The 19,044-nt window shown below is 71.0% G+C and carries 21 protein-coding genes; 6 read left to right on the forward strand and 15 right to left on the reverse strand.

Annotated elements, in window-relative coordinates:
* Positions 1-28 precede the first annotated feature (28 nt).
* Positions 29-301 carry a polyhydroxyalkanoic acid system family protein gene (locus tag ON759_RS01565; protein WP_271678595.1) on the forward strand — a complete coding sequence of 91 codons (273 nt, stop codon included), beginning with the start codon at positions 29-31 and terminating at the stop codon, positions 299-301.
* On the opposite strand, the gene msrQ is transcribed toward ON759_RS01565, so the two are convergent.
* Positions 273-899 carry a protein-methionine-sulfoxide reductase heme-binding subunit MsrQ gene (msrQ, locus tag ON759_RS01570; RefSeq protein WP_271678596.1) on the reverse strand — a complete coding sequence of 209 codons (627 nt, stop codon included), beginning with the start codon at positions 897-899 and terminating at the stop codon, positions 273-275. The genes ON759_RS01565 and msrQ overlap by 29 nt on opposite strands.
* Positions 900-921: 22 nt before the next feature.
* The gene (gene msrP / locus ON759_RS01575; protein WP_271678597.1) at positions 922-1,887 is read right to left on the reverse strand and encodes a protein-methionine-sulfoxide reductase catalytic subunit MsrP; all 966 of its coding nucleotides are present in this window, start codon (positions 1,885-1,887) and stop codon (positions 922-924) included.
* Between the two features lie 171 nt (positions 1,888-2,058).
* On the opposite strand from msrP, the gene serC reads away from it, so the two are divergent.
* The 4 genes from serC to aroA are packed head-to-tail and all read left to right on the forward strand — an operon-like array spanning position 2,059 to position 6,701.
* Positions 2,059-3,144 (forward strand): 3-phosphoserine/phosphohydroxythreonine transaminase, encoded by a 1,086-nt coding sequence (gene serC / locus ON759_RS01580; RefSeq protein ID WP_271678598.1) that lies wholly within the window; start codon positions 2,059-2,061, stop codon positions 3,142-3,144.
* The gene (gene pheA / locus ON759_RS01585) at positions 3,137-4,285 is read left to right on the forward strand and encodes a prephenate dehydratase (RefSeq protein ID WP_271678599.1); all 1,149 of its coding nucleotides are present in this window, start codon (positions 3,137-3,139) and stop codon (positions 4,283-4,285) included. Before serC ends, pheA begins: the two co-directional genes overlap by 8 nt.
* Positions 4,285-5,403, forward strand: a complete 1,119-nt coding sequence (gene hisC / locus ON759_RS01590; RefSeq protein WP_271678600.1) for a histidinol-phosphate transaminase — start codon at positions 4,285-4,287, stop codon at positions 5,401-5,403. Before pheA ends, hisC begins: the two co-directional genes overlap by 1 nt.
* Positions 5,400-6,701: a 3-phosphoshikimate 1-carboxyvinyltransferase gene (gene aroA / locus ON759_RS01595; protein WP_271678601.1), complete on the forward strand. Its 1,302-nt coding sequence runs from the start codon at positions 5,400-5,402 to the stop codon at positions 6,699-6,701. Before hisC ends, aroA begins: the two co-directional genes overlap by 4 nt.
* A gap of 1 nt (position 6,702) precedes the next feature.
* Here the strand turns inward: aroA and ON759_RS01600 are convergent, their stop codons facing one another.
* The 13 genes from ON759_RS01600 to ON759_RS01660 all read right to left on the reverse strand — a co-directional run bounded on the left by ON759_RS01600 (position 6,703) and on the right by ON759_RS01660 (position 17,664).
* A complete protein-coding gene (locus tag ON759_RS01600; protein ID WP_271678602.1) occupies positions 6,703-7,530 on the reverse strand; it encodes an alpha/beta hydrolase in 828 nt (275 codons plus the stop codon).
* Positions 7,527-8,078 (reverse strand): lipocalin family protein, encoded by a 552-nt coding sequence (locus ON759_RS01605; RefSeq protein ID WP_271678603.1) that lies wholly within the window; start codon positions 8,076-8,078, stop codon positions 7,527-7,529. The genes ON759_RS01600 and ON759_RS01605 overlap by 4 nt, the downstream gene beginning before the upstream one ends.
* The gene (locus ON759_RS01610; protein ID WP_271679005.1) at positions 8,078-9,139 is read right to left on the reverse strand and encodes an SAM-dependent methyltransferase; all 1,062 of its coding nucleotides are present in this window, start codon (positions 9,137-9,139) and stop codon (positions 8,078-8,080) included. Before ON759_RS01610 ends, ON759_RS01605 begins: the two co-directional genes overlap by 1 nt.
* Before the next feature lie 17 nt (positions 9,140-9,156).
* Positions 9,157-9,939, reverse strand: a complete 783-nt coding sequence (locus tag ON759_RS01615; protein ID WP_271678604.1) for a DUF1295 domain-containing protein — start codon at positions 9,937-9,939, stop codon at positions 9,157-9,159.
* Entirely contained in the window at positions 9,936-10,475 is a 540-nt protein-coding gene (locus tag ON759_RS01620; protein ID WP_271678605.1) for a DUF2878 domain-containing protein, read from the reverse strand. The genes ON759_RS01615 and ON759_RS01620 overlap by 4 nt, the downstream gene beginning before the upstream one ends.
* 1 nt (position 10,476) lies before the next feature.
* A complete protein-coding gene (locus tag ON759_RS01625; protein ID WP_271678606.1) occupies positions 10,477-11,742 on the reverse strand; it encodes an SAM-dependent methyltransferase in 1,266 nt (421 codons plus the stop codon).
* On the reverse strand, positions 11,739-12,512 hold the full coding sequence (locus ON759_RS01630) for a DUF1365 domain-containing protein (protein ID WP_271678607.1): 774 nt from the start codon (positions 12,510-12,512) through the stop codon (positions 11,739-11,741). The genes ON759_RS01625 and ON759_RS01630 overlap by 4 nt, the downstream gene beginning before the upstream one ends.
* Entirely contained in the window at positions 12,509-13,798 is a 1,290-nt protein-coding gene (locus tag ON759_RS01635; RefSeq protein ID WP_271678608.1) for an NAD(P)/FAD-dependent oxidoreductase, read from the reverse strand. Before ON759_RS01635 ends, ON759_RS01630 begins: the two co-directional genes overlap by 4 nt.
* A 1-nt stretch (position 13,799) precedes the next feature.
* A complete protein-coding gene (locus tag ON759_RS01640; RefSeq protein ID WP_271678609.1) occupies positions 13,800-14,744 on the reverse strand; it encodes an acyl-CoA desaturase in 945 nt (314 codons plus the stop codon).
* 76 nt (positions 14,745-14,820) lie between these two features.
* A complete protein-coding gene (locus ON759_RS01645; RefSeq protein WP_271678610.1) occupies positions 14,821-15,588 on the reverse strand; it encodes a hypothetical protein in 768 nt (255 codons plus the stop codon).
* 90 nt (positions 15,589-15,678) lie between these two features.
* The gene (locus ON759_RS01650) at positions 15,679-16,347 is read right to left on the reverse strand and encodes a ChrR family anti-sigma-E factor (RefSeq protein ID WP_271678611.1); all 669 of its coding nucleotides are present in this window, start codon (positions 16,345-16,347) and stop codon (positions 15,679-15,681) included.
* Positions 16,344-16,910 carry a sigma-70 family RNA polymerase sigma factor gene (locus tag ON759_RS01655; RefSeq protein ID WP_271678612.1) on the reverse strand — a complete coding sequence of 189 codons (567 nt, stop codon included), beginning with the start codon at positions 16,908-16,910 and terminating at the stop codon, positions 16,344-16,346. Before ON759_RS01655 ends, ON759_RS01650 begins: the two co-directional genes overlap by 4 nt.
* 124 nt (positions 16,911-17,034) lie before the next feature.
* Positions 17,035-17,664: an energy transducer TonB gene (locus ON759_RS01660; RefSeq protein WP_271678613.1), complete on the reverse strand. Its 630-nt coding sequence runs from the start codon at positions 17,662-17,664 to the stop codon at positions 17,035-17,037.
* Between the two features lie 90 nt (positions 17,665-17,754).
* Between ON759_RS01660 and serS the strand changes: the two genes are divergently transcribed.
* Positions 17,755-19,035, forward strand: a complete 1,281-nt coding sequence (gene serS / locus ON759_RS01665) for a serine--tRNA ligase (RefSeq protein WP_271678614.1) — start codon at positions 17,755-17,757, stop codon at positions 19,033-19,035.
* The last annotated feature ends 9 nt before the right edge of the window (positions 19,036-19,044 follow it).

Raw genomic sequence — 19,044 nt, forward strand, 5'->3', positions numbered from 1 at the left:
CCCGTCAGTCCCGCCAGCAGGCCCGTCCATGTCCCGCATCGATATCCGCCACCCGCATTCGCTCAGCAAGGCCAAGGCGCGCAAGGCGATCGAGGACGTGGCCAGGAAGCTCGCCGAGAAGTTCGACATGGACTACGGCTGGGAGGGCGATACCCTGAATTTCTCGCGCTCGGGCGTGGACGGCCACATCGCGCTGGGCCCGGACGACCTGCACGTGCACGCCAAGCTCGGCTTCCTGACCGCGATGTTCAAGGAGCCGATCGAGGGCGAGATCAAGCGCGTGCTGAAGGAAAAGTTCTAGGCTGCCATCGCTTCCATATCCGCCAGCCCAGCAACAGGGCGACCAGCCCGGCGTACAGCGCGGGCTCGCGGATGTCGGATTTCACCAGCCACCAGAAGTGCAGCACGGCGAGCACGCCGATCGCATAGACCAGTGTGTGCAGGCGCGCCCAGTTGCGCCCCAGCCGCCGGATCCAGCCGGTGGTCGAGGTCACCGCGAGCGGCACCAGCAGCAGCCAGGCGAGGAAGCCGACGGTGATGTAAGGCCGCTTGGCGATGTCCTCGAACAACTGGGTCCAGTAGCCGCGCAGATCGAGGCCGACGTAGGCCGCCAGGTGCAGGGTCGCATAGGCGAAGGCGTACAGCCCGAGCATGCGCCGGAAGCGGACCAGCACGGCCCAGCCGGTCAGTTGCCGCAGGGGCGTGACCGCCAGCGCCAGCACGAGGAAGCGTAATGCCCACAGCCCGAGGCGGTGTTCGATCTCGGCGACCGGGTCGGCGCCGAGCGCATTGCTGCCCGTTCTCGCCACCGCCCACATCTGCCACAGCAAGAGGGCCAGTGGCGCGAGTGCCGCGAGGTGGACGACCGTCTTGGCGACCTGCAGCTTGCGCGGCGTCATGCCGCCAGTCCGCGGGCAGGCATCAGAACCACTTCTTCAGGTCCATGCCGGCGTACAGCGATGCCACCTGCCCGGCATACCCATTGAAGGGCAGGGTCGGGATGCGCTCCGCGAACAGCTTGCTGGCGCTGCCGGCGATCCGGCGTTCGGTCTTCTGGCTCCAGCGCGGGTGGTCCACCGCCGGGTTCACGTTCGAGTAGAAGCCGTATTCCGACGGTTGCGCCATGTTCCAGGCGGTCTTCGGCATGGATTCGACGAAGGTGATCGCGACGATCGACTTGATCCCCTTGAAGCCGTACTTCCACGGCACGACCAGCCGCAGCGGCGCGCCATTCTGCTGTGGCAGCGGCTTGCCGTAGAGGCCGGTGGCCAGCAACGTCAGCGGATGCATGGCCTCGTCGATGCGCAGGCCCTCGCGGTAGGGCCAGTCCAGCGTCGGCACGCGCACGCCCGGCATCTGCCGCGGATCGGCCAGCGAGGTGAACGCGACGTACTTCGCCTTCGAGGTCGGCTGGAAGCGCTTGAGCACGACGGCCAGCGGCACGCCCAGCCAGGGGATGACCATCGACCAGCCTTCCACGCAGCGCATGCGGTAGATGCGTTCCTGCGGCGGCAGGCCCTTCAGCAGGTCCTCGAGCGACACCTTGCCCGGCTTCGCGCAATGCCCGCCTACTGCGACCGTCCACGGCGTGGTGCGCAGCGTCTTGGCCGCAGTCGCAGGATCGTCCTTGGCGGTGCCGAATTCGTAGAAATTGTTGTAGCTGGTGGCGTCCGCCTCGCGGGTCAGTTCCTCGCTGGTGCGGAAGCCGCTGCGCGCCTGCTCGGGGGTGACGACCACCCGCGACGGCGGTGGGGCGGCCTCCCCGCAACCGGAGAGCCCGAGCGCGGGCAGCGCCCCGAGCGCCGCCAGCAGCCGGCGGCGGTCCCGGTACACCGCTTCGGGGGTGATCTCGCCAGCGGGGATCGGCGGGGTGGGATGGAGACGCATGCGGGTCGCTCCTTGGGCGTCGACGGCGGGCTCAGGCTACGTACGCCCGCGTGAATGGCGCGGATGCACGATGGGGATACGCCGCGCGGCTCCCGAAGGTTACGCCCGCAACCGCTGCGCCAAGTCTGCTGCGCTGCGGCATACTGCGGCCACACTCCCTGGAACCCCGTCATGGCGCGCGCCTACAACTTCAGCCCCGGTCCCGCCGCATTGCCCGAGGCCGTGCTGCGGCAGGCGCAGGCGGAGATGCTGGAATTCGGCGATGCCGGCGCCTCGATCGTCGAACTCAGCCACCGCGGCCCGGAGTTCCTCGAGGTCGCGCGGCAGACCGAGGCCGACCTGCGCACCCTGCTGGCGATCCCCGACGACTACGCCGTGGTGTTCACCGCGGGCGGCGCGACCACCATTCAGGCCCTGCTGCCGCTGAACTTCGCCGCGCCGGGGCAGGCCGTCGATTACGTCCTCACCGGGCACTGGGGCAAGACCGCCTGGAAGCAGGCGCGGCCGGTGGCCGATGCGCGCATCGCCGCCACCAGCGAAGCCGGTGGTTTCCGCGACCTGCCCCCGCGCGCCGAGTGGACGCTGTCCCCGGACGCCGCCTATGTCCACGTCACCGCCAACGAAACCATCCACGGCGTGGAGTTCCGCGACATCCCGGACGTGGGCGACGTGCCGCTGATCGCCGACTTCAGCAGCTCCATCGCCTCAGAGCCGCTCGACATCTCGCGCTTCGGCGCGATCTACGCCGGCGCGCAGAAGAACCTCGGGCCGGTCGGCATCGCGGTGCTGATCGTGCGCCGCGACCTGCTGGCGCGCAGCGGGCAGCCACGGGCGCCGATCTTCGACTACCGCGCGCAGCTCGAGGCGGAGTCGATGCTCAACACCCCGCCGAGCTGGAACTGGTACATGCTCGGGCTGACCGTGAGGTGGATGCTCGGCCAGGGCGGGGTGGCCGCCTTCGCCGAACGCAATGCGCGCAAGGCCGCGTTGCTGTACGCCGCGATCGATGAATCCGGCGGTTTCTACCGCAACGACGTGGCCCCGGCCGCGCGCTCGCGGATGAACGTGCCGTTCTTCCTGCACGATGAAGCCTTGAACGAGGCGTTCCTGGCGGATGCGCGCGCCGCCGGGCTGGTCTCGCTCAAGGGGCATCGCGTGCTGGGCGGCATGCGCGCCTCGATCTACAACGCCATGCCGGAGGCCGGGGTGCAGGCGCTGGCCGATTTCATGCGCGATTTCCAGGGACGCCATGGCTAGGAAGACCCCGACCACGAAGCCCGCCAAGGCCGCCAAGCCGGCGACCGAGGCCAAGCCCGCCGCCAAGCCCGACCTGGGCGAAGTCCGCGCGCAGATCGACGGCATCGACCAGCAGATCCAGGCGCTGATCGCCGAGCGCGCGCGCTGGGCGCACCAGGTCGGCAAGGCCAAGGGCAAGCTCGCCGCGGCGGTCGATTACTACCGCCCGGAGCGCGAGGCGCAGGTGTTGCGCCGGGTGGTGGACCGCAACGACGGTCCGCTCTCCGACGAGGTGCTGGTGCGCGTGTTCCGCGAGGTGATGTCGGCCTGCCTCGCCCAGCAGGAGCCGCTGAAGATCGGCTACCTCGGGCCCGAGGGCACCTTCAGCCAGCAAGCGGTGCACAAGCATTTCGGGCATTCGGCGCATGGCCTGCCGATGGCCAGCATCGAGGAGGTGTTCCAGGAAGTCGCGGCCGGCAACGCCGACTTCGGCGTGGTCCCGGTCGAGAACTCCGGGCAGGGCACGATCCAGGTCACCCTCGACCTGTTCCTCACCTCGCCGCTGAAGATCTGCGGTGAAGTCGAACTGCGCGTGCACCAGCACCTGTTGTCGCGCAGCGGCCGGATCGAGGACATCGAGCGCATCTACGCCCACCCGCAGGCCTTCGCGCAGGCCGCCGGCTGGCTGCGCACGCACCTGCCGCGGGCGGAGAAGGTGCCGGTCTCGAGCAATGCGGAAGGCGCGCGCCGCGCACGCAACGCCGACGACGCAGCGGCGATCGCCGGCGAGTCCGCGGGCCTGGTGTACGGGCTGAAGCGGGTCGCCGGCCCGATCGAGGACCGCAGCGACAACACCACGCGCTTCCTGGTGCTCGGTCGCGAGTCGTTCCCGCCGTCCGGCCACGACCGCACCTCGCTGCTGGTGTTCATCCGCGACCGGCCCGGCGCGCTGTACGGCGTGCTGGAGCCGCTGGCGCGGCGCGGCATCAGCATGAACCGGATCGAATCGCGGCCGGCGCACGGCCACCTGTGGCAGTACGCGTTCTTCATCGACGTCGCCGGGCACCGCGACGAGGCGCCGCTGAAGGACGCGCTGGACGAGATCGCGGGGCAGGGCGACGAGGTGCGGGTGTTGGGTTCCTACCCGGTGGCGATCCTCTGATGGTCGACTTCGAGGCCCTTGCACGCCCCGGCATCCGCAGCCTGCGCGCCTACGACCCCGGCCACGACCTGGTCGCGTTGCGCAGGCGCTTCGCCGAGGCGCAGCTGGTGGAGCTCGGTTCCAACGAGAATCCGTATGGCGCCAGCCCGCGCGCCCGCGCGGCGATCGAGGCCGCGCTGGACGGCATCCACATCTATCCCGACCCGCTGGGCGGCGACCTCAAGCGCGCGCTCGCCGCGCACCATGGCGTGGAGCCGGCCCGTCTGCTGCTGGGCAATGGGTCGCACGAGCTGCTGATGCAGTTCGCGCAGGTCTTCGCCGGGCCCGGCGACGAGGTGGTGGCGTCGAAGTTCGGCTTCGCGGTGTATGCGCTGGCGGCGCAGGCGGCCGGCGCGACCCTGCAGGCGGCCGCGGCGTTGCCGCGCGATGCCACCACGATGCCGCGCGGCCACGACCTGCCCGCGCTGCGCGCGGCGGTCGGCCCGCGCACCAAGCTGGTCTACCTCGCCAATCCCAACAACCCGACCGGCACCTGGTTCGGCGCGGCGGAATTCGAGGCCTTCCTCGCCTCGTTGCCGTCGCAGGTGCTGGTCGTCGTCGACGAGGCCTATGCCGAATTCGTCGATGCACCGGACTACGCTTCGGCGTTGCCGCTGGTCGCCCGGTATCCGAACCTGGTGGTCACCCGCACCTTCAGCAAGGCGTATGCGCTGGCGGGCCTGCGGGTCGGTTTCGCGGTCGCCGATCCCGGCCTGATCGCGGTGATGGAGCGCGTGCGCGAGAGCTTCAACGTCAACGCCCTGGGCCTGGCCGCGGCGGAAGCCGCGCTGGCCGACACCGCGCACCTGGCCGCGTCGGTGGCGGGCAACGCCGCGCAACGCCTCGCGCTCGCCGACGCCTTCCGCGCGCGTGGCCTGCGCGTGTCGCCGTCGCAGACCAACTTCCTGCTGGTCGAGTTCGGCGATGCCGCCAGCCGCATCGAGGCCGCGCTGGTCTCGCGCGGCATCGTGCTGCGGCCGATGGGCGGCTACGGGCTCGGCGAATGCCTGCGCATCACCATCGGCACCGCCGCCGAGAACGCGCGCCTGCTGGCGACCCTGGACGAGGTGATGGCGTGAGCCGTGCCTGGATCGCCTCGCCGGGTGCGCCCCTGCGCGGCGAACTGGCGGTGCCCGGCGACAAGTCGATCAGCCACCGCGCGATCATGCTGGGCGCGATCGCTGAGGGCACGACCCGCATCGAGGGCTTCCTCGAGGGCGAGGACACGCGCGCGACCGCGGCGATCTTCCGCCGGCTCGGCGTGCGCATCGAGGCGCCTTCGGACGGCGTCCGCATCGTCCACGGGGTGGGCCTGCATGGCCTGCAGCCCGCGGACGGGCCGCTGGACTGCGGCAATGCGGGCACCGCGATGCGACTGCTCGCCGGCCTGCTGGCGGGCCAGCGCTTCGACAGCGTGCTGGTCGGCGATGCGTCGCTGTCGGCGCGGCCGATGCGCCGGGTGATCGAGCCGCTGGCGGCGATGGGCGCGGTGATCGAGGCCGATGATGGCCGCGCGCCGCTGCGCATCCGTGGCGGCCAGCCGCTGCGCGGCATCGACTACACCTTGCCGGTGGCCAGCGCGCAGGTGAAGTCGGCGTTGCTGCTTGCGGGCCTGTACGCAGATGGCGAGACGCACGTGCGCGAGCCGCATCCCACCCGCGACTACAGCGAGCGCATGCTGGCGGCGTTCGGTGCGTCCTGTGCCTTCGTCCCGGGCGAGGCCGCGATCCTCGGCGGCTTCCCGCTGCAGGCGCGCGACGTCCAGGTGCCCGCGGATTTCTCCTCGGCGGCGTTCTTCATCGTCGCCGCCAGCGTCGTGCCGGGCTCCGAGCTGCTGCTCAGGCGGGTGGGCATGAATCCGCGCCGCACCGGCTTGCTGCACGTGTTGCGCGCGATGGGCGCCGACATCGTCGCGCTGCGCCCGGGCGAGCAGGGTGGCGAGCCGGTCGCCGACCTGCGCGTACGGCATGCGCCGCTGCGCGGCATCGAGGTGCCGGAGCAGCACGTGCCGGACATGATCGACGAGTTCCCGGCGCTGTTCGTCGCCGCGGCCTGTGCCGAGGGCGAGACCGTGGTGCGCGGGGCCGGCGAGCTGCGGGTCAAGGAATCCGACCGCATCGCCACGATGGCCGCCGGCCTGCGCGTGCTCGGGATCCGCGTCGACGAAGCGCCCGACGTGGCCACCATCGCCGGTGGACCGCTGCAGGGCGGCGAAGTCGATGCGCACGGCGACCACCGCATCGCGATGAGCCTGTGCGTGGCCGCGCAGGTGGCCGCCGGCGCGGTGCGCATCACCGACGTCGACAATGTCGCGACGTCGTTCCCGGGTTTCGACGACCTGGCGCGCGGCGCCGGTTTCGGCTTGCGCGCGGCCTGATTCAGCGGGCGCCGGTGAAGGCGCGAATCGCGTCCAGCACGCGCGGTTCGCGGCCCGGCGCGTACAGGGCGACCAGCGGCGCGGTGTGGCCCGCGCCCTCCAGCATCAACAGGCGGGCCTGCTCGCCGCGTGCCTGCAGTGCCTCCGCCAGTTGCCTGCTGTCGCGCGCCTCGACCCGGCGGTCGGCATCGCCGTGGATCAACAGGAACGGCGGCTCGTCGCCGTCCACGAAGGCCAGCGGCTGCGCGTCGGGCCAGCGGGTCCTGGGGCCGAAGATCGGCGCCAGCGCCTCGTCGATCACGAAGTCGTAGGGACCCGAGAGGCCGATCACGCCGGCGAGGTCGCGGGGTTGCAGGCCTTGTGCGCGCAGGTAGCGCGCGTCCGTGCCTAGCAGCGCCGCGATCTGCGCGCCGGCCGAGTGCCCGGCCACGTAGACGCGCGCGGGGTCGCCGCCATGTTCGGCGGCGTGCCGGCGCGCCCAGGCAACCGCCGTCGCGCCATCCTCGACGAAGCCGGGGAAGGTCGCCTCCGGGAACAGGCGGTAGTCCGCGACGATCGCGAGCATCCCGGCATCGGCGAGCCGGCGCCCGACGAAGCGATAGTCCGCGCGCGCGCCGGACGTCCAGCCGCCGCCGTAGAAGAACACCACGACCGGCGCCTTGTCCGCATCCCGCGGGCGGTAGATGTCCAGCGCGAGCCCGGGCGCGTACGTCGCGGCGGCATCCGGCGGCGCGACGCCACCATTGGCGATGCCGAGCGCTACCCGGGTGCAGCCGCCCGCCAGCAACGCCACCGAGGCCGCAAGCGCGGCCATCCCGCGGCGCTTCATCGGGTGCGCGGATCCGGGCCGGTTTCCGGCCACTGCTGCGGTACCTTGCGCAGCTTGCTGGTGTCGTAGCCCAGTGCCTTGGCCTTGGCGACCAGTGCGTCGTAGTCCGCCGCGGGCAGGGTCGGGGTGCGCGCCATGATCCACAGGTAGTCGCGCTTGCTGCGGCCGATCAGGGTCCAGCGGTATTCCGGGTCGAGGTCGGCGATGATGTATTCGGCCTGGATCGGCCAGACGAATTGCATTCCCCACACCGCGTTGCCGGTGCCGGGTTCCACCGTGCCCACCGGTTCCATGGTGTCGAGCGGCGCGTCGAAGCTGCCCTTGCGGAACTGGAACGTGGTGCGGATCTTGCCCTCGCCGTCGAGCCGGTAGGACTCGATCGCGTTGTAGGCCTCGCGTTCCGGGAACGAGGGGATGTGCGCGATCACGTACCAGTCGCCCATGAAGCGCGGCAGGTCCACCTGCGGCACCGCGGGCATCGTGGGCTTGCTGGTCGCGCAGGCGGCGACCGCGGCCACCGCGAGGGTGGCGAGTGCGAGGCGGACCATCACGGCACCCCCTTGGCGAAGCGGTAGTGCGCGACCATCCATTCGCGGCCGCCGTCGTAGCCGAACAGCTCGGCGCAGGCCATCCAGAACATCCGCCAGCGCTGGAACCACAACGGCGCGGCGTCGCCATAGGCCTGGCGCAGGATCGCCATCACGTCATCGCGGCGCGCGTCCTGGTTGGCCAGCCAGTGGTTGGCGGTGCGCTCGTAGTGGGTCCCGTCCACCAGCCAGCGGTCCTCGATGCGCAGCGCGTCCTGGAACCACAGCAGGGTATCGGCAGCCGGCATCAGCCCGCCGGTGAAGAAGTGCCGGCCCATCCAGTTGTCCTCGCCCGCGGTCTCGAACGGATAGAGCAGGGTGCGATGGCAGAAGATGTGCACGAACAGCTTGCCGTCGTCGCGCAGCCAGCCGCCGATCCGTCCCAGCAAGGCCTGGTAGTTGCGCATGTGCTCGAACATCTCGACCGAGACGCAGCGGTCGAAGGCGCCCTCCGGCAGCTCGAGGCGATTGACGTCGCAGGTGAGCACGCGGACGTTTGTGAAGCCGCGTTGCAGGCATTGCGCTTCGATGTAGCGGCGTTGCGGTGCGGAGTTGGACACCGCGGTGATCCGCGCGTTCGGGTAGCGCTCGGCCATCCACAAGGTCAGCGAGCCCCAGCCGCAGCCGAGTTCGAGGATGTCCTGGCCATCGGCGAGCTCGGCGCGCTCGCCGTACAGCGCGAGCATCGCGTCTTCCGCCTCGCCCAGAGTTTCGCGGCCGGTCGGGTAGTAGCAGCCCGAATACTTCAGGCGCGGGCCGAGGCAGCGCAGGAAGAACGCCGGCGGCAATTCGTAATGCTGGCGGTTGGCGGCATCGGTGTGGATCGCCACCGGGCTGCGGCGCAGTTCGTCGACCAGGGCCGCATTGCGGCGTGCGGCCGCGTCGGGATCGGCCGCGGCTTCGTCGCGCAGGCGTTGCGTGCACAGGCGGCGGATGCCGAGGCGCAGCAGCGCATCCGGCAGCAGGCCGCGCTCGGCCAGCCCGAGCAGGCCGTCGGCAGGGCGGTCGTTGGCCAGTTCCATGGCCTGGGCGGTGGCGTTCATCGGTCCTCCTTGGGGAACCACGGGATCAGCATCGGGGTGGTGCGCTGGTAGCGGGCGTAGTCCTCGCCGCGCGTGCGCAGCGCCTGCTGTTCGGTCCACGGGATGCCGCTGACCCAGCGCAGGAAGACGTACATGACCACCGGTCCGGACCAGGCCAGCCAGTGCAGCGGTGAGCCCACCGCCAGCAGCACGTAGGCGAACCAGTGCAGCCATTCGAAGAAGTAGTTCGGGTGGCGCGAGTAGCGCCACAGCCCGTCGCGGCAAGTCTTGCCGCGGTTGGCGGGATTGGCGCGGAAGCGCGCCAGTTGGCGGTCGGCCATGGCCTCCCCGCCGACGCACAGCAGCCAGGTCGCGATGCCGCCGATGAACCAGGCGTTCCAGCCGGCCACCGGATTCGCGGCGACCGCCAGGAACGGCAAGGCGAACAGGGCGATCAGCACGGCCTGGAACTGGAACATCGCCAGCCACTTCGCCGGCGCGTTGCCCCAGCGCTTGCGCAGTTGCGCGTAGCGTCCGTCCTCGGCCTCGCCGCTGACGCGGTGCCACAGGTGCAGGCCCAGGCGCAGGCCCCAGGCGCCGCCAAGCACGGCGAGCAGCAGCCGCGGCAAGGGTGCGCCGCTGCCGGTCGCGGCGACCAGCACGGCGGCGGCGCCGACCCCGAACGACCAGGCGACATCGACGATGCCCGCGTTGCGGGTGTGTTGCTGGCGCGCCCAGGCGAGTCCCTGCAGGACCACCGCGAACGCCCAGACCAGCAGCAGTTGGTGCCAGGTAGTCATGCGCGGGCCTCCATCGATGTCGTGCGGGCAGGGCGGTGGTGGCTGGCGATGCGCAGCAGCAGCGGGAGGGCGACCGCCCAGCATGCGGCGAGCCACGCCAGCGCCGGCCACGCGGGTGCGGGGAAGGCGACGGCGTCGAAGCCGCGGGCAGCACCGAGGTAGGCCAGCGGTCCGCCGATCGCGGCGAAGACCGAGGCGACCAGGGGGCGCTGCGCGAACCAGGCCATCGAGTGGTTCAGGGTGAGCGCGAACGCGCCCCACAGCAGCACGATCCAGGACGGTGCGGGGAGTGACGGGAACGGGGCCGCATACGCCAGCAGTCCGCTGGCGGCCGCCACGCCATCGACCACAAGGCCGCAGGCCAGCGCGGCCAGCAGGACCCGGCCATCGCCGTCCCGCGTGCGCGAGGCCCACCACTGCAGCGCGATGAACGCCACGCAGGCCAGCATCCCGATCCATGGCGTGCCGCGCCCGGCGCTCCACACCACCGCGAACCAGGTCGCCTGGTAGCCGAGCAGGTTGGCCCAGAACGCCACCTCAGGCCTCCAGCAGTCCGGGCAGGTAGGACGCGCCGCGATAGCCCGGCTTGGCCAGCAGCAGGTGGGCCACGCCGATCGAGCGCTCGATGAAGCCGCCTTCGCAGTAGGCGAGGTAGAACTCCCACATGCGCAGGAAGCGTTCGTCGAAGCCCTGCGCGCGCACCGCCTCGCGGTTGGCGAGGAAACGCAGGCGCCAGTCGTGCAGGGTGCGCGCGTACGACGGCCCGAAATCCTCCAGGTGCACCAGCGCCAGGTCGGTGCTGCGGGTCTTGGCGGCCAGCATCGCGGCGATTGACGGGATGAACGAGCCCGGGAAGATGTGGCGCTTGATGAAATCGACCGAGCGCACCGCCTGGTCGTAGCGGTGGTCCTCGATGGTGATGGCCTGCACCAGGCCCAATCCGTCAGGCTTCAGCAGGCGGCCGAGGGTCGCGAAATAGGTGTCGAGGTACTGCGGGCCGATGGCTTCGATCATCTCGATCGACACCAGCTTGTCGTACTGCCCCTGCAGGTCGCGGTAGTCCGACAGCAGCACCTGCACGCGGTCCTGCAGGCCGGCTTCGGCGACGCGCTGGCAGGCCAGCGCATGCTGTTCGCGCGAGATCGTGGTGGTGGTCACCCGGCAGCCGCGGGTGCGCGCCGCGTGCACGGCGAAACCGCCCCAGCCGGTGCCGATCTCGACCACGTGGTCATCCGGCGACAGCCGCAGCTTGTCGCAGATGCGATCCAGCTTGCGGGTGGACGCGGCCTCCAAGCTGTCGTCCTCGCCCGCGTACAGCGCCGACGAGTACATCAGATCGTCGGACAGGAACAGGCGGAAGAACGGATTGCCGAGGTCGTAGTGCGCGGCGATGTTGCGGCGCGCGCCATCGCGGGTATTCCGGCGCAGCGCATGCCAGGCCTTCAGGGCCCAGCCGCCGATGCGTGCCGGCCCGCCTTCCATGCCGTCCAGCAGGTCCCGGTTGCGCACCAGCAGGCGCACCAGCCCGACCAGGTCGCTGCAGTCCCAGTGCCGATCCATGAAGGCTTCCGCCGCACCCACGCTGCCCTGGCCCGCGAGCGCGCGATAGAAGCCGGCATCGTGGACGTGCAGGCGGATCGCGGGCCCATGCCCGGCCTCGCCGACCAGCGTGCTGCCGAGCGCGTCGACCAGCGCGACCTGGCCGCCGCGCAGCGCGTCCAGCTGGCGCAGCAGGCGGCCGCGCAGGAAGCGGTCGAGCGCATCGAACGCGCCATCGGGGGTGGTGCGGACGACGCTGTTCATGCGGGGGTCTCCAGCTTGGCGGGGTGGTCGTGGACGGGGGTGCGCTTCAGCCACAGGCGCAATGCCTGCCAATGGATGCCGGCGACCACCTGCGCGGTCATCAGCGGGTAGCGCCACAGCACGCGCGCGAGCTGGCGGCCATCCAGCGGGCGGCGCTCGAGGGCGAGGTCGGCGTCGAATTCGCGGCGCTCGCCATCGCACACGTCCATGTGCACGTGCAGGTCCTTCGCCGGCGGGGTGAACGACCACGCGTAGCGCCGTGCCATCGGCAGGAACGGCGAGACGTGGAAGGCCTTGTCGAAGGCCCAGTGCAGGGCACGCCCGCGCACGTCGGCGGTGGCCACCGGCAGCACGTACGCGTGGCGCTCCTTCCAGGGCGTGTTGGTGATCTCGGCGACGATGCTGTGCAGCGCGCCATCCGCGGCGTGGCAGTAGTAGAAACTCACGGGATTGAAGGAATAGCCGGCGTAGCGCAGGTGGCTGAGCAGCCGCACCGGGCCGGCCGGGCGTTCGCCGGTGGCGATGGCGACGCGCTCGCGCACGGCGTCGGCCAGCGGTTGCGCCGGGTCGCCGAGGAAGTCGCTGCGGCGGAACTCGGCGAGGTTCGGGCGATCGATGGACCACAACCAGCGGTCGCGGAACAGCGCATCGACTTCATCGAGGTCGAGGTACAGCTGCGCCATCCGGTAGGCGAAGGCATGCGCGCGCGGCGCATGCCGGCGATGCCGTACCCGCCCCTCGTAGATCGCGCTGGCGATCGCCGTGCTCACGCGGCCGCCTCGAAGTGCTTCGGCACGATGCCGTCTTCGGTTCCAGGCCACGCCACCCCCAATGCGCGCGCCACCTCGACGCCGCTGCGGATGCCGTCCTCGTGGAAGCCCCAGCCCCAGTAGGCGCCGGCGAACCAGGTCCGGCGCACGCCCTGGATCCGGTCCTTGCGCCCTTGCGCCGCGACCGACGCCGGGGTGTAGACCGGATGGTGGTAATGGCGGCGCACGAGGACCTTGGCCGGATCGATGTCGTGGCTGCGGTTGAGGCTGACCACCAGCGGCGTGTCCACCGCGAGGCCCTGCAGCAGGTTCATGCAGTAGCTGACCGTGCAGGCCTGCGCCGGATCCGCGGGCAGGTAGGCGTTCCACGCCGCCCATGCCTTGCGATGGCGCGGCAACAGGCGGGCATCGGTGTGCAGGACGGTTTCGTTGGCCTGGTAGGGGATCGCGCCGAGGATGTCGCGTTCGTCGGGATGGGCGTCGTCGAGCAGGGCCAGTGCCTGGTCGCTGTGGCAGGCCAGCACCACGTGGTCGAAGCGTTCGCTGCCGGTATCGCAACGGACCACCGCGCCATGCGCATCGCGGGCGATGCCGCGCACCGGCGTGCGCAGGCGCACGCGCACGTCCCAGCGCGCCGCCATCGCTTCGACGTAAGTGCGCGAGCCGCCACGCACCACCCGCCACGGTGGCCGGCCGGTGAGTTGCAGCATGTGGTGGTTGGCCATGAACTGGACCAGGTACTTCGCCGGGAACTCGAGGATGCCGGCGGCAGGCGAGGACCACAGCGCGCTGGCCATCGGCACCAGGTGCTGGTCGCGGAACGCGGCGCCGTGGCCGCGCTCGCGCAGGTAGTCGCCGAGGGTCGGGCCGGCGCCCGGCAGGTCGAGCAGGGAAGGCGCCTCGCGATAGAACCGGGCGAGGTCGAGCAGCATCCCCCAGAAGCGCGGCGAGACCAGGTTGCGGCGCTGGCAGAACAGGGTGTCGAGGGTGGTCGCGTTGTATTCCAGCCCGGTACCCGCGTCCTGCACCGAGAAGCTCATCGTGGTCTCCTGCGAGGCCACGCCGAGTTCGGCGAACAGCCGCGTCAGCAGCGGGTAGTGGATCGGGTTGTGGACGATGAAGCCGGTATCGACGCGCAAGGCCTGGCCATCGACGTGGACGTCGTGGGTGTCGGTGTGCCCGCCCAGGCGCTCGTTCGCCTCGTACAGCACGACGTCGTGCTGGCGCGACAGCAGCCACGCCGCGGACAGGCCGCTGATCCCGCTGCCCACCACCGCGATGCGCATGTCAGTGCTCCGCCTTCGCCAGCACCCAGGCCGGCACCGGCTTGAGGTCGCGCACCAGCCCGAACAGCTGCAGCGTGCGCAGGCCGTACCAGGTGAGGTCGACCTCCCACCAGCGGAAGCCCTGGCGTGCGCTGCCCGGGAAGAAATGGTGGTTGTTGTGCCAGCCCTCGCCGAAGGTGAGCAGCGCCAGCCACAGGTTGTTGCGGCTGTCGTCGCGGGTCGCGTAGCGACGGCGCCCCCAGCGGTGCGCCAGCGAATTGATGGTCACCGTCGCGTGGAACAGGACCACGGTGGACACGAAGAATCCCCAGACCAGCAGCTGCGGGCCATCGGTGCCCAAGCCTGGCGCCCAGCGTTCCAGCGCCGCGCCGAGCGCGTACAGCATGGCGGCGAGGACCACCGGGACGACGGTGTCGTAACGGTCCAGCCAGCGCAGCTCGGGGTAGCGCAGCAGATCGCCGATCCGCGACGGATCGGTGCGGAAGCCGGCGCGGGTCAGGAACCAGCCGGCATGGCTGCGCCAGAAGCCCTTGCGCGGGGTGTGCGGATCGGCGGCGGTATCGGCATGCACGTGGTGGTGCCGATGGTGCGCCGCCCACCACAAGGGACCGCGTTGCACCGACGCCGCGCCCAGCAGGGCGAAGGCGAACTGCACCGCGCGCGACGTCCGGAACGTGCGATGCGAGAAGTAGCGGTGGTAGAAGCCGGTGATCGCGAACATCCGCGCGGCATAGAGCGCCAACGCGATCCACGCCGCGGTCGGCGACACCCCGACCCAGAACACGCCGAGGCAGGCCAGGTGCATGGCGATGAACGGCAGCGCGCGCAGCCAGTCGATGCGGTCGTCGTTCGCGTCCGGCAAGCCGGCATCCGCACTGGTATCGAACCAGCGACGCAGCGCGCCAAGGCGACTGCCGGCATGGCGGGGGTCTCGCGTTGCATCCATTCGCGCCATGCACAAGCTCCAAGTCTGGGAAACGTTACGTGGCGTCGCGTGAAACGGATGCAGCGTCACCGATGCGTCAGAAGCTGCAGCGTCCATCCAGCGGCAGGCGTGCGACGCCCGCCAGGTCGCTGGCGCTGGCCAGCTGCGCCTGCGGCTGGAACGCGATGCGCACCTGCGGATTGCGCCCGCGTCCATCGCGGAGGTTGCCGGTGCCGTTGAACTCGAGCAGGCGACGACCGTCGCGCGCATAGACGAGGGTGACCTCCGGCACCGCGAAGCCGAACCAGGTGTCGAGTTTCATGCGCAGGCGCTCGGCGCGGATGCCGTTCCACTCCGCGCTGCCCATGCGCCGAAGCTGCACCGGGAAGAATTGCTTGCGGCTGGGTACGAGGAAGCGCAGTTGGACAGACTCGCCGCGCATGAGCTGCGCCCAGTGGGTGCGGACCGCGGCATCGAAGCCGGCATCGATCACGCCATCGGCGGGCACCGGCACGCGGCGACTGGTTTCCTTGCCGGCCAGGCCGACGTACACCTGTCGCGCATCGCCGGCGCCACGCACCCCTTCGCGATAGCCATCGCGCGCATCCTCAAGCGCGAAATCCGGGCGTGCGCCGCCCGCGGCCACCCGCTTGCGCGCGAACGGCTTGCCGTCCGGGCAGCGGTACACCACCCAGCGCTCGGGGCTGGCGCCTGGCTGCACCAGGTGCTCCTCGCGGTACAACAGGCGCTGGCTGCCGGCCGCGTACACATCGGCCTGCTCGCGTCGGGCGTTGGCCTGCGCGGGTGAGACGATTCCAACGGCCGCCGCGAACACCATCCCTGCAGCCACCGACATCCTCGTCATCGTTGCGCTCCCACGTGCTTGCGTGGGAGGCCTTACGCGATGCAGCCGAAACTGGATGCGCCCGCGGCGATGGCGTTCAGCCGGGGGTCGTCAGACCCGGAACACCGGTTGCAGGGTGCGCGCCAACCAGCCCGGGAAGCGCAAAGGGCCATCCAGCGCCGCCACGCAGATGCAGGCCGTGCCCTGGGTGGTCACCGGCTGGTGTTCCACCTCGGCATCGAGGTCGGCGATGTCGCCGGCGGAGAAATGGCCGAGTACGTCGTCGTAGGCGCCGCGCAGGATCTGGGTCAGCTCGCTGCCCTGGTGGCCATGCACCGGCATGCGCTTGCCGGGGCCGATGCGCAACATCAGCAGGGTGCCGCCGCTGGGCCCCACGGTGCGGATGAAGTGCATGCCGGGTCCCATCCAGCGCCATTTCAACGCGCGGTACGAGGTGCCGAAATACGGATGCAGCGGTGCCGGAAGGCGGTCGGGATCCGACGAGGGCTTCGGGGCGTCGGGGGCGCGACCGGGTGCGCCCGCGCTGTCGAGGCGCTCGAGCATCGCGCGCCGCAGGCGTGCCTGCCGATCCTCCGGCAATTCGGCGCCCTGGCGTTGCGCCATCAACGCGCCGCCGATGCCGTCGGCCTGCGCCACCGCCTGCCGGCAATGGCCGCAGCCTTCGAGGTGGGTGGCGACGACGGCCGCCATCTCCGGCGACAGCGCGCCGGCGGCATGGCTGACGATGGTCGCGGGGTCGAGGTGGTGGCGCGGGTTCATGCGACCTCCCCGATCTCGCCCTGCAGCCGCAGGAAGGCGCGGCGCAGGTGGGACTTGACGGTGCCGAGCGGCATGCCCAGCTCGGTGGCGATTTCCTGGTGGCTCTTGGCTTCGAAATAGGACATGCGGATCAACCTTGCCTGGATCGACGAGAGGGTGTCGATGCGGCGCTGCAACTGGACGTGGTCTGCGTACTCTTCGGTGGTGTGGGGTTCCGAGGCGATGTCGGCTTCGATCGGTTCGGCCGCCACCTGCGGGCGGTTGGCCTCGCGGCGCAGGCGATCGATGTGCAGGTTGCGCGCGATCCGGAACAGCCAGGTGCTGACCGCGCTGCGGGCCGGGTCGTAGCCGGCGGCGTGTTGCCACAGCCGCAGCATCGCCTCCTGCGAGAGTTCCTCGGCGATCGCCTCCGGCGCGCCGATCCCGCGCAGGTAGAGGCACAGCCGCGGCATGAAGTGGTCGTAGATGCGCATGAAGCAGTCGCGGTCCTGGCGGACCGCCACCGCGACCAGTTCCCGTGCCCATTCGCCGGGCTCACGTGCGGGCGTCCCTGCCGTCGACATGCGTCTGGCCGCCTCGAAAGGCGACGGTGTCTCCGTTGCGATATGCGCCTGCATCCTACATCCCGCCCTGTGTGTCGCGCGCCTGTACGCGCCGCGGCCACGGATGGATGCAGGGGGGGGGGGCTCAGCGCTGGGGGGCGAAGTCCAGCGGCACGATCACGTCGGCCACGACCGGCTGGCCACCCTGGGTGGCTGGCTTGAAGCGCCAGCGGCGCATGGCCTCCAGCGCGGCGCGGTCGAGGTCGCGGTTGCCGCTGGTCTGGGCCAGTTCCAGGCGTTCCACGCTGCCATCCGTGGCCACGGTCACCCGCACCTGCACGGTCCCGCCCACCCCGCGACGCAGCGCGCTGGACGGGTATTTAGGCGCCGGCGTGCTGAGCGGGCTGGGATCCACGCGATCGCCGGCGGGCGGCTTGGGGGCGGCCTCGGCGGCAGGCGGTGGCGGGGGCGGCGGCGCTTCGATCTGGACCGGGCGCGGCGCCGGCGCGGGCGCGCTTCCGTCCGGTGCCTGCAACACGCGCAGGCCGCTGGCCGTGTCGTCGCCGGTGGCCACGTCGGCAGGCAACGGGACTGGCAGGCCAGCCGGCTCGCCGCCGTCGGGCGTGGCCTGGCGGGCGGTGAAGAAGTCGGTGTCGTTGCGCTGGTCCCACCAGACCAGCAGGAACAGCAGCAGGCCGCCGGCGAAGGCGATGCCGATCAGCTTCAGGACGCGGGGCGGCAGCGGGAACCGGTGCGGCGTGTCGGGGGCAGGCATGCGCCGCATTCTGGCACAGCGTCGCCGCGATCCCGCAGCCGTGCCCGGACGGGCGATAATGCGCGTTCACGCCCACGCGATGCCGCTTCCATGCTCGATCCCGTCCTGCTCCGCAACCATGCCGCCGACCTTGCCGCCCGTCTGCGCGACAGCCGCGGCTTCGACCTCGACGTGGCCCGCCTGGAGGCGCTGGAAGCCGACCGCAAGCAGTTGCAGGTGCGCACGCAGGAGCTGCAGAACCTGCGCAACACGCGCAGCAAGCAGATCGGCATGCTCAAGGCCAGGGGCGAGGACGTGGCCGCGGTGATGGCCGAAGTGGCCGGTTTCGGCGATGAGCTGAAGGCCTCCGAGCTCCGCCTAGACGAGATCCGCGCGGAGATCGAGGCGATCGCCGCCGGCATCCCCAACCTGCCGGACGCCTCGGTCCCGGCGGGCAGCGACGAGTCCGGCAATGTCGAGCAGCATCGCTGGGGCACGCCGCGTGCGTTCGATTTCGAGGTGAAGGACCACGTCGCCCTCGGCGAGCGCCACGGCTGGCTGGATGGCGAGACCGCGGCCAAGCTGTCGGGCTCGCGGTTCACCGTGCTGCGCGGCCAGCTGGCGCGCCTGCACCGGGCGCTGGCGCAGTTCATGCTCGACCTGCACGCCGGCGAGCACGGCTACGAGGAAACCAACGTCCCGGTGATCGTCAACGCCGACTCGATGCGCGGCACCGGGCAATTGCCCAAGTTCGAGGAAGACCTGTTCTCCACCCGCCTGGGCGAGCACACGCGCTACCTCATCCCGACCTCGGAAGTCCCGCTCACCAACATCGTGCGCGACGAGATCTTGGATGCCGAGCGCCTGCCGCTGCGCATGACCGCGCATTCCATGTGCTTCCGCGCCGAGGCCGGCGCCGCCGGCCGCGACACCCGCGGCATGATCCGCCAGCACCAGTTCGAGAAGGTCGAGCTGGTCAGCATCGCCAGGCCCGATGGCTCCGACGCCGAGCACGAGCGCATGACCCGCTGCGCCGAGGCGGTGCTGGAGACGCTGGGCCTGCCGTACCGCCGGATGCTCCTGTGCGCCGGCGACATGGGGTTCGGGGCCACCAAGACCTTCGACCTGGAGGTCTGGCTGCCCTCGCAGGGGACCTACCGCGAGATTTCGTCCTGCTCGAACTGTGGCGACTTCCAGGCCCGGCGCATGCAGGCGCGGTGGCGCAACCCGGTCACCGGCAAGCCGGAACTGGTGCACACCCTCAACGGTTCGGGCGTCGCGGTCGGTCGCGCGCTGATCGCGGTGATGGAGAACTACCAGCAGGCCGACGGCAGCATCGAGGTGCCGGCGGCGCTGCGTCCCTACATGGGCGGTGCCGAACGCATCGCCTGAGCCCGCGCG

It is taken from the genome of Thermomonas mangrovi (genome assembly GCF_028201335.1).
GTDB lineage: Bacteria > Pseudomonadota > Gammaproteobacteria > Xanthomonadales > Xanthomonadaceae > Thermomonas > Thermomonas mangrovi.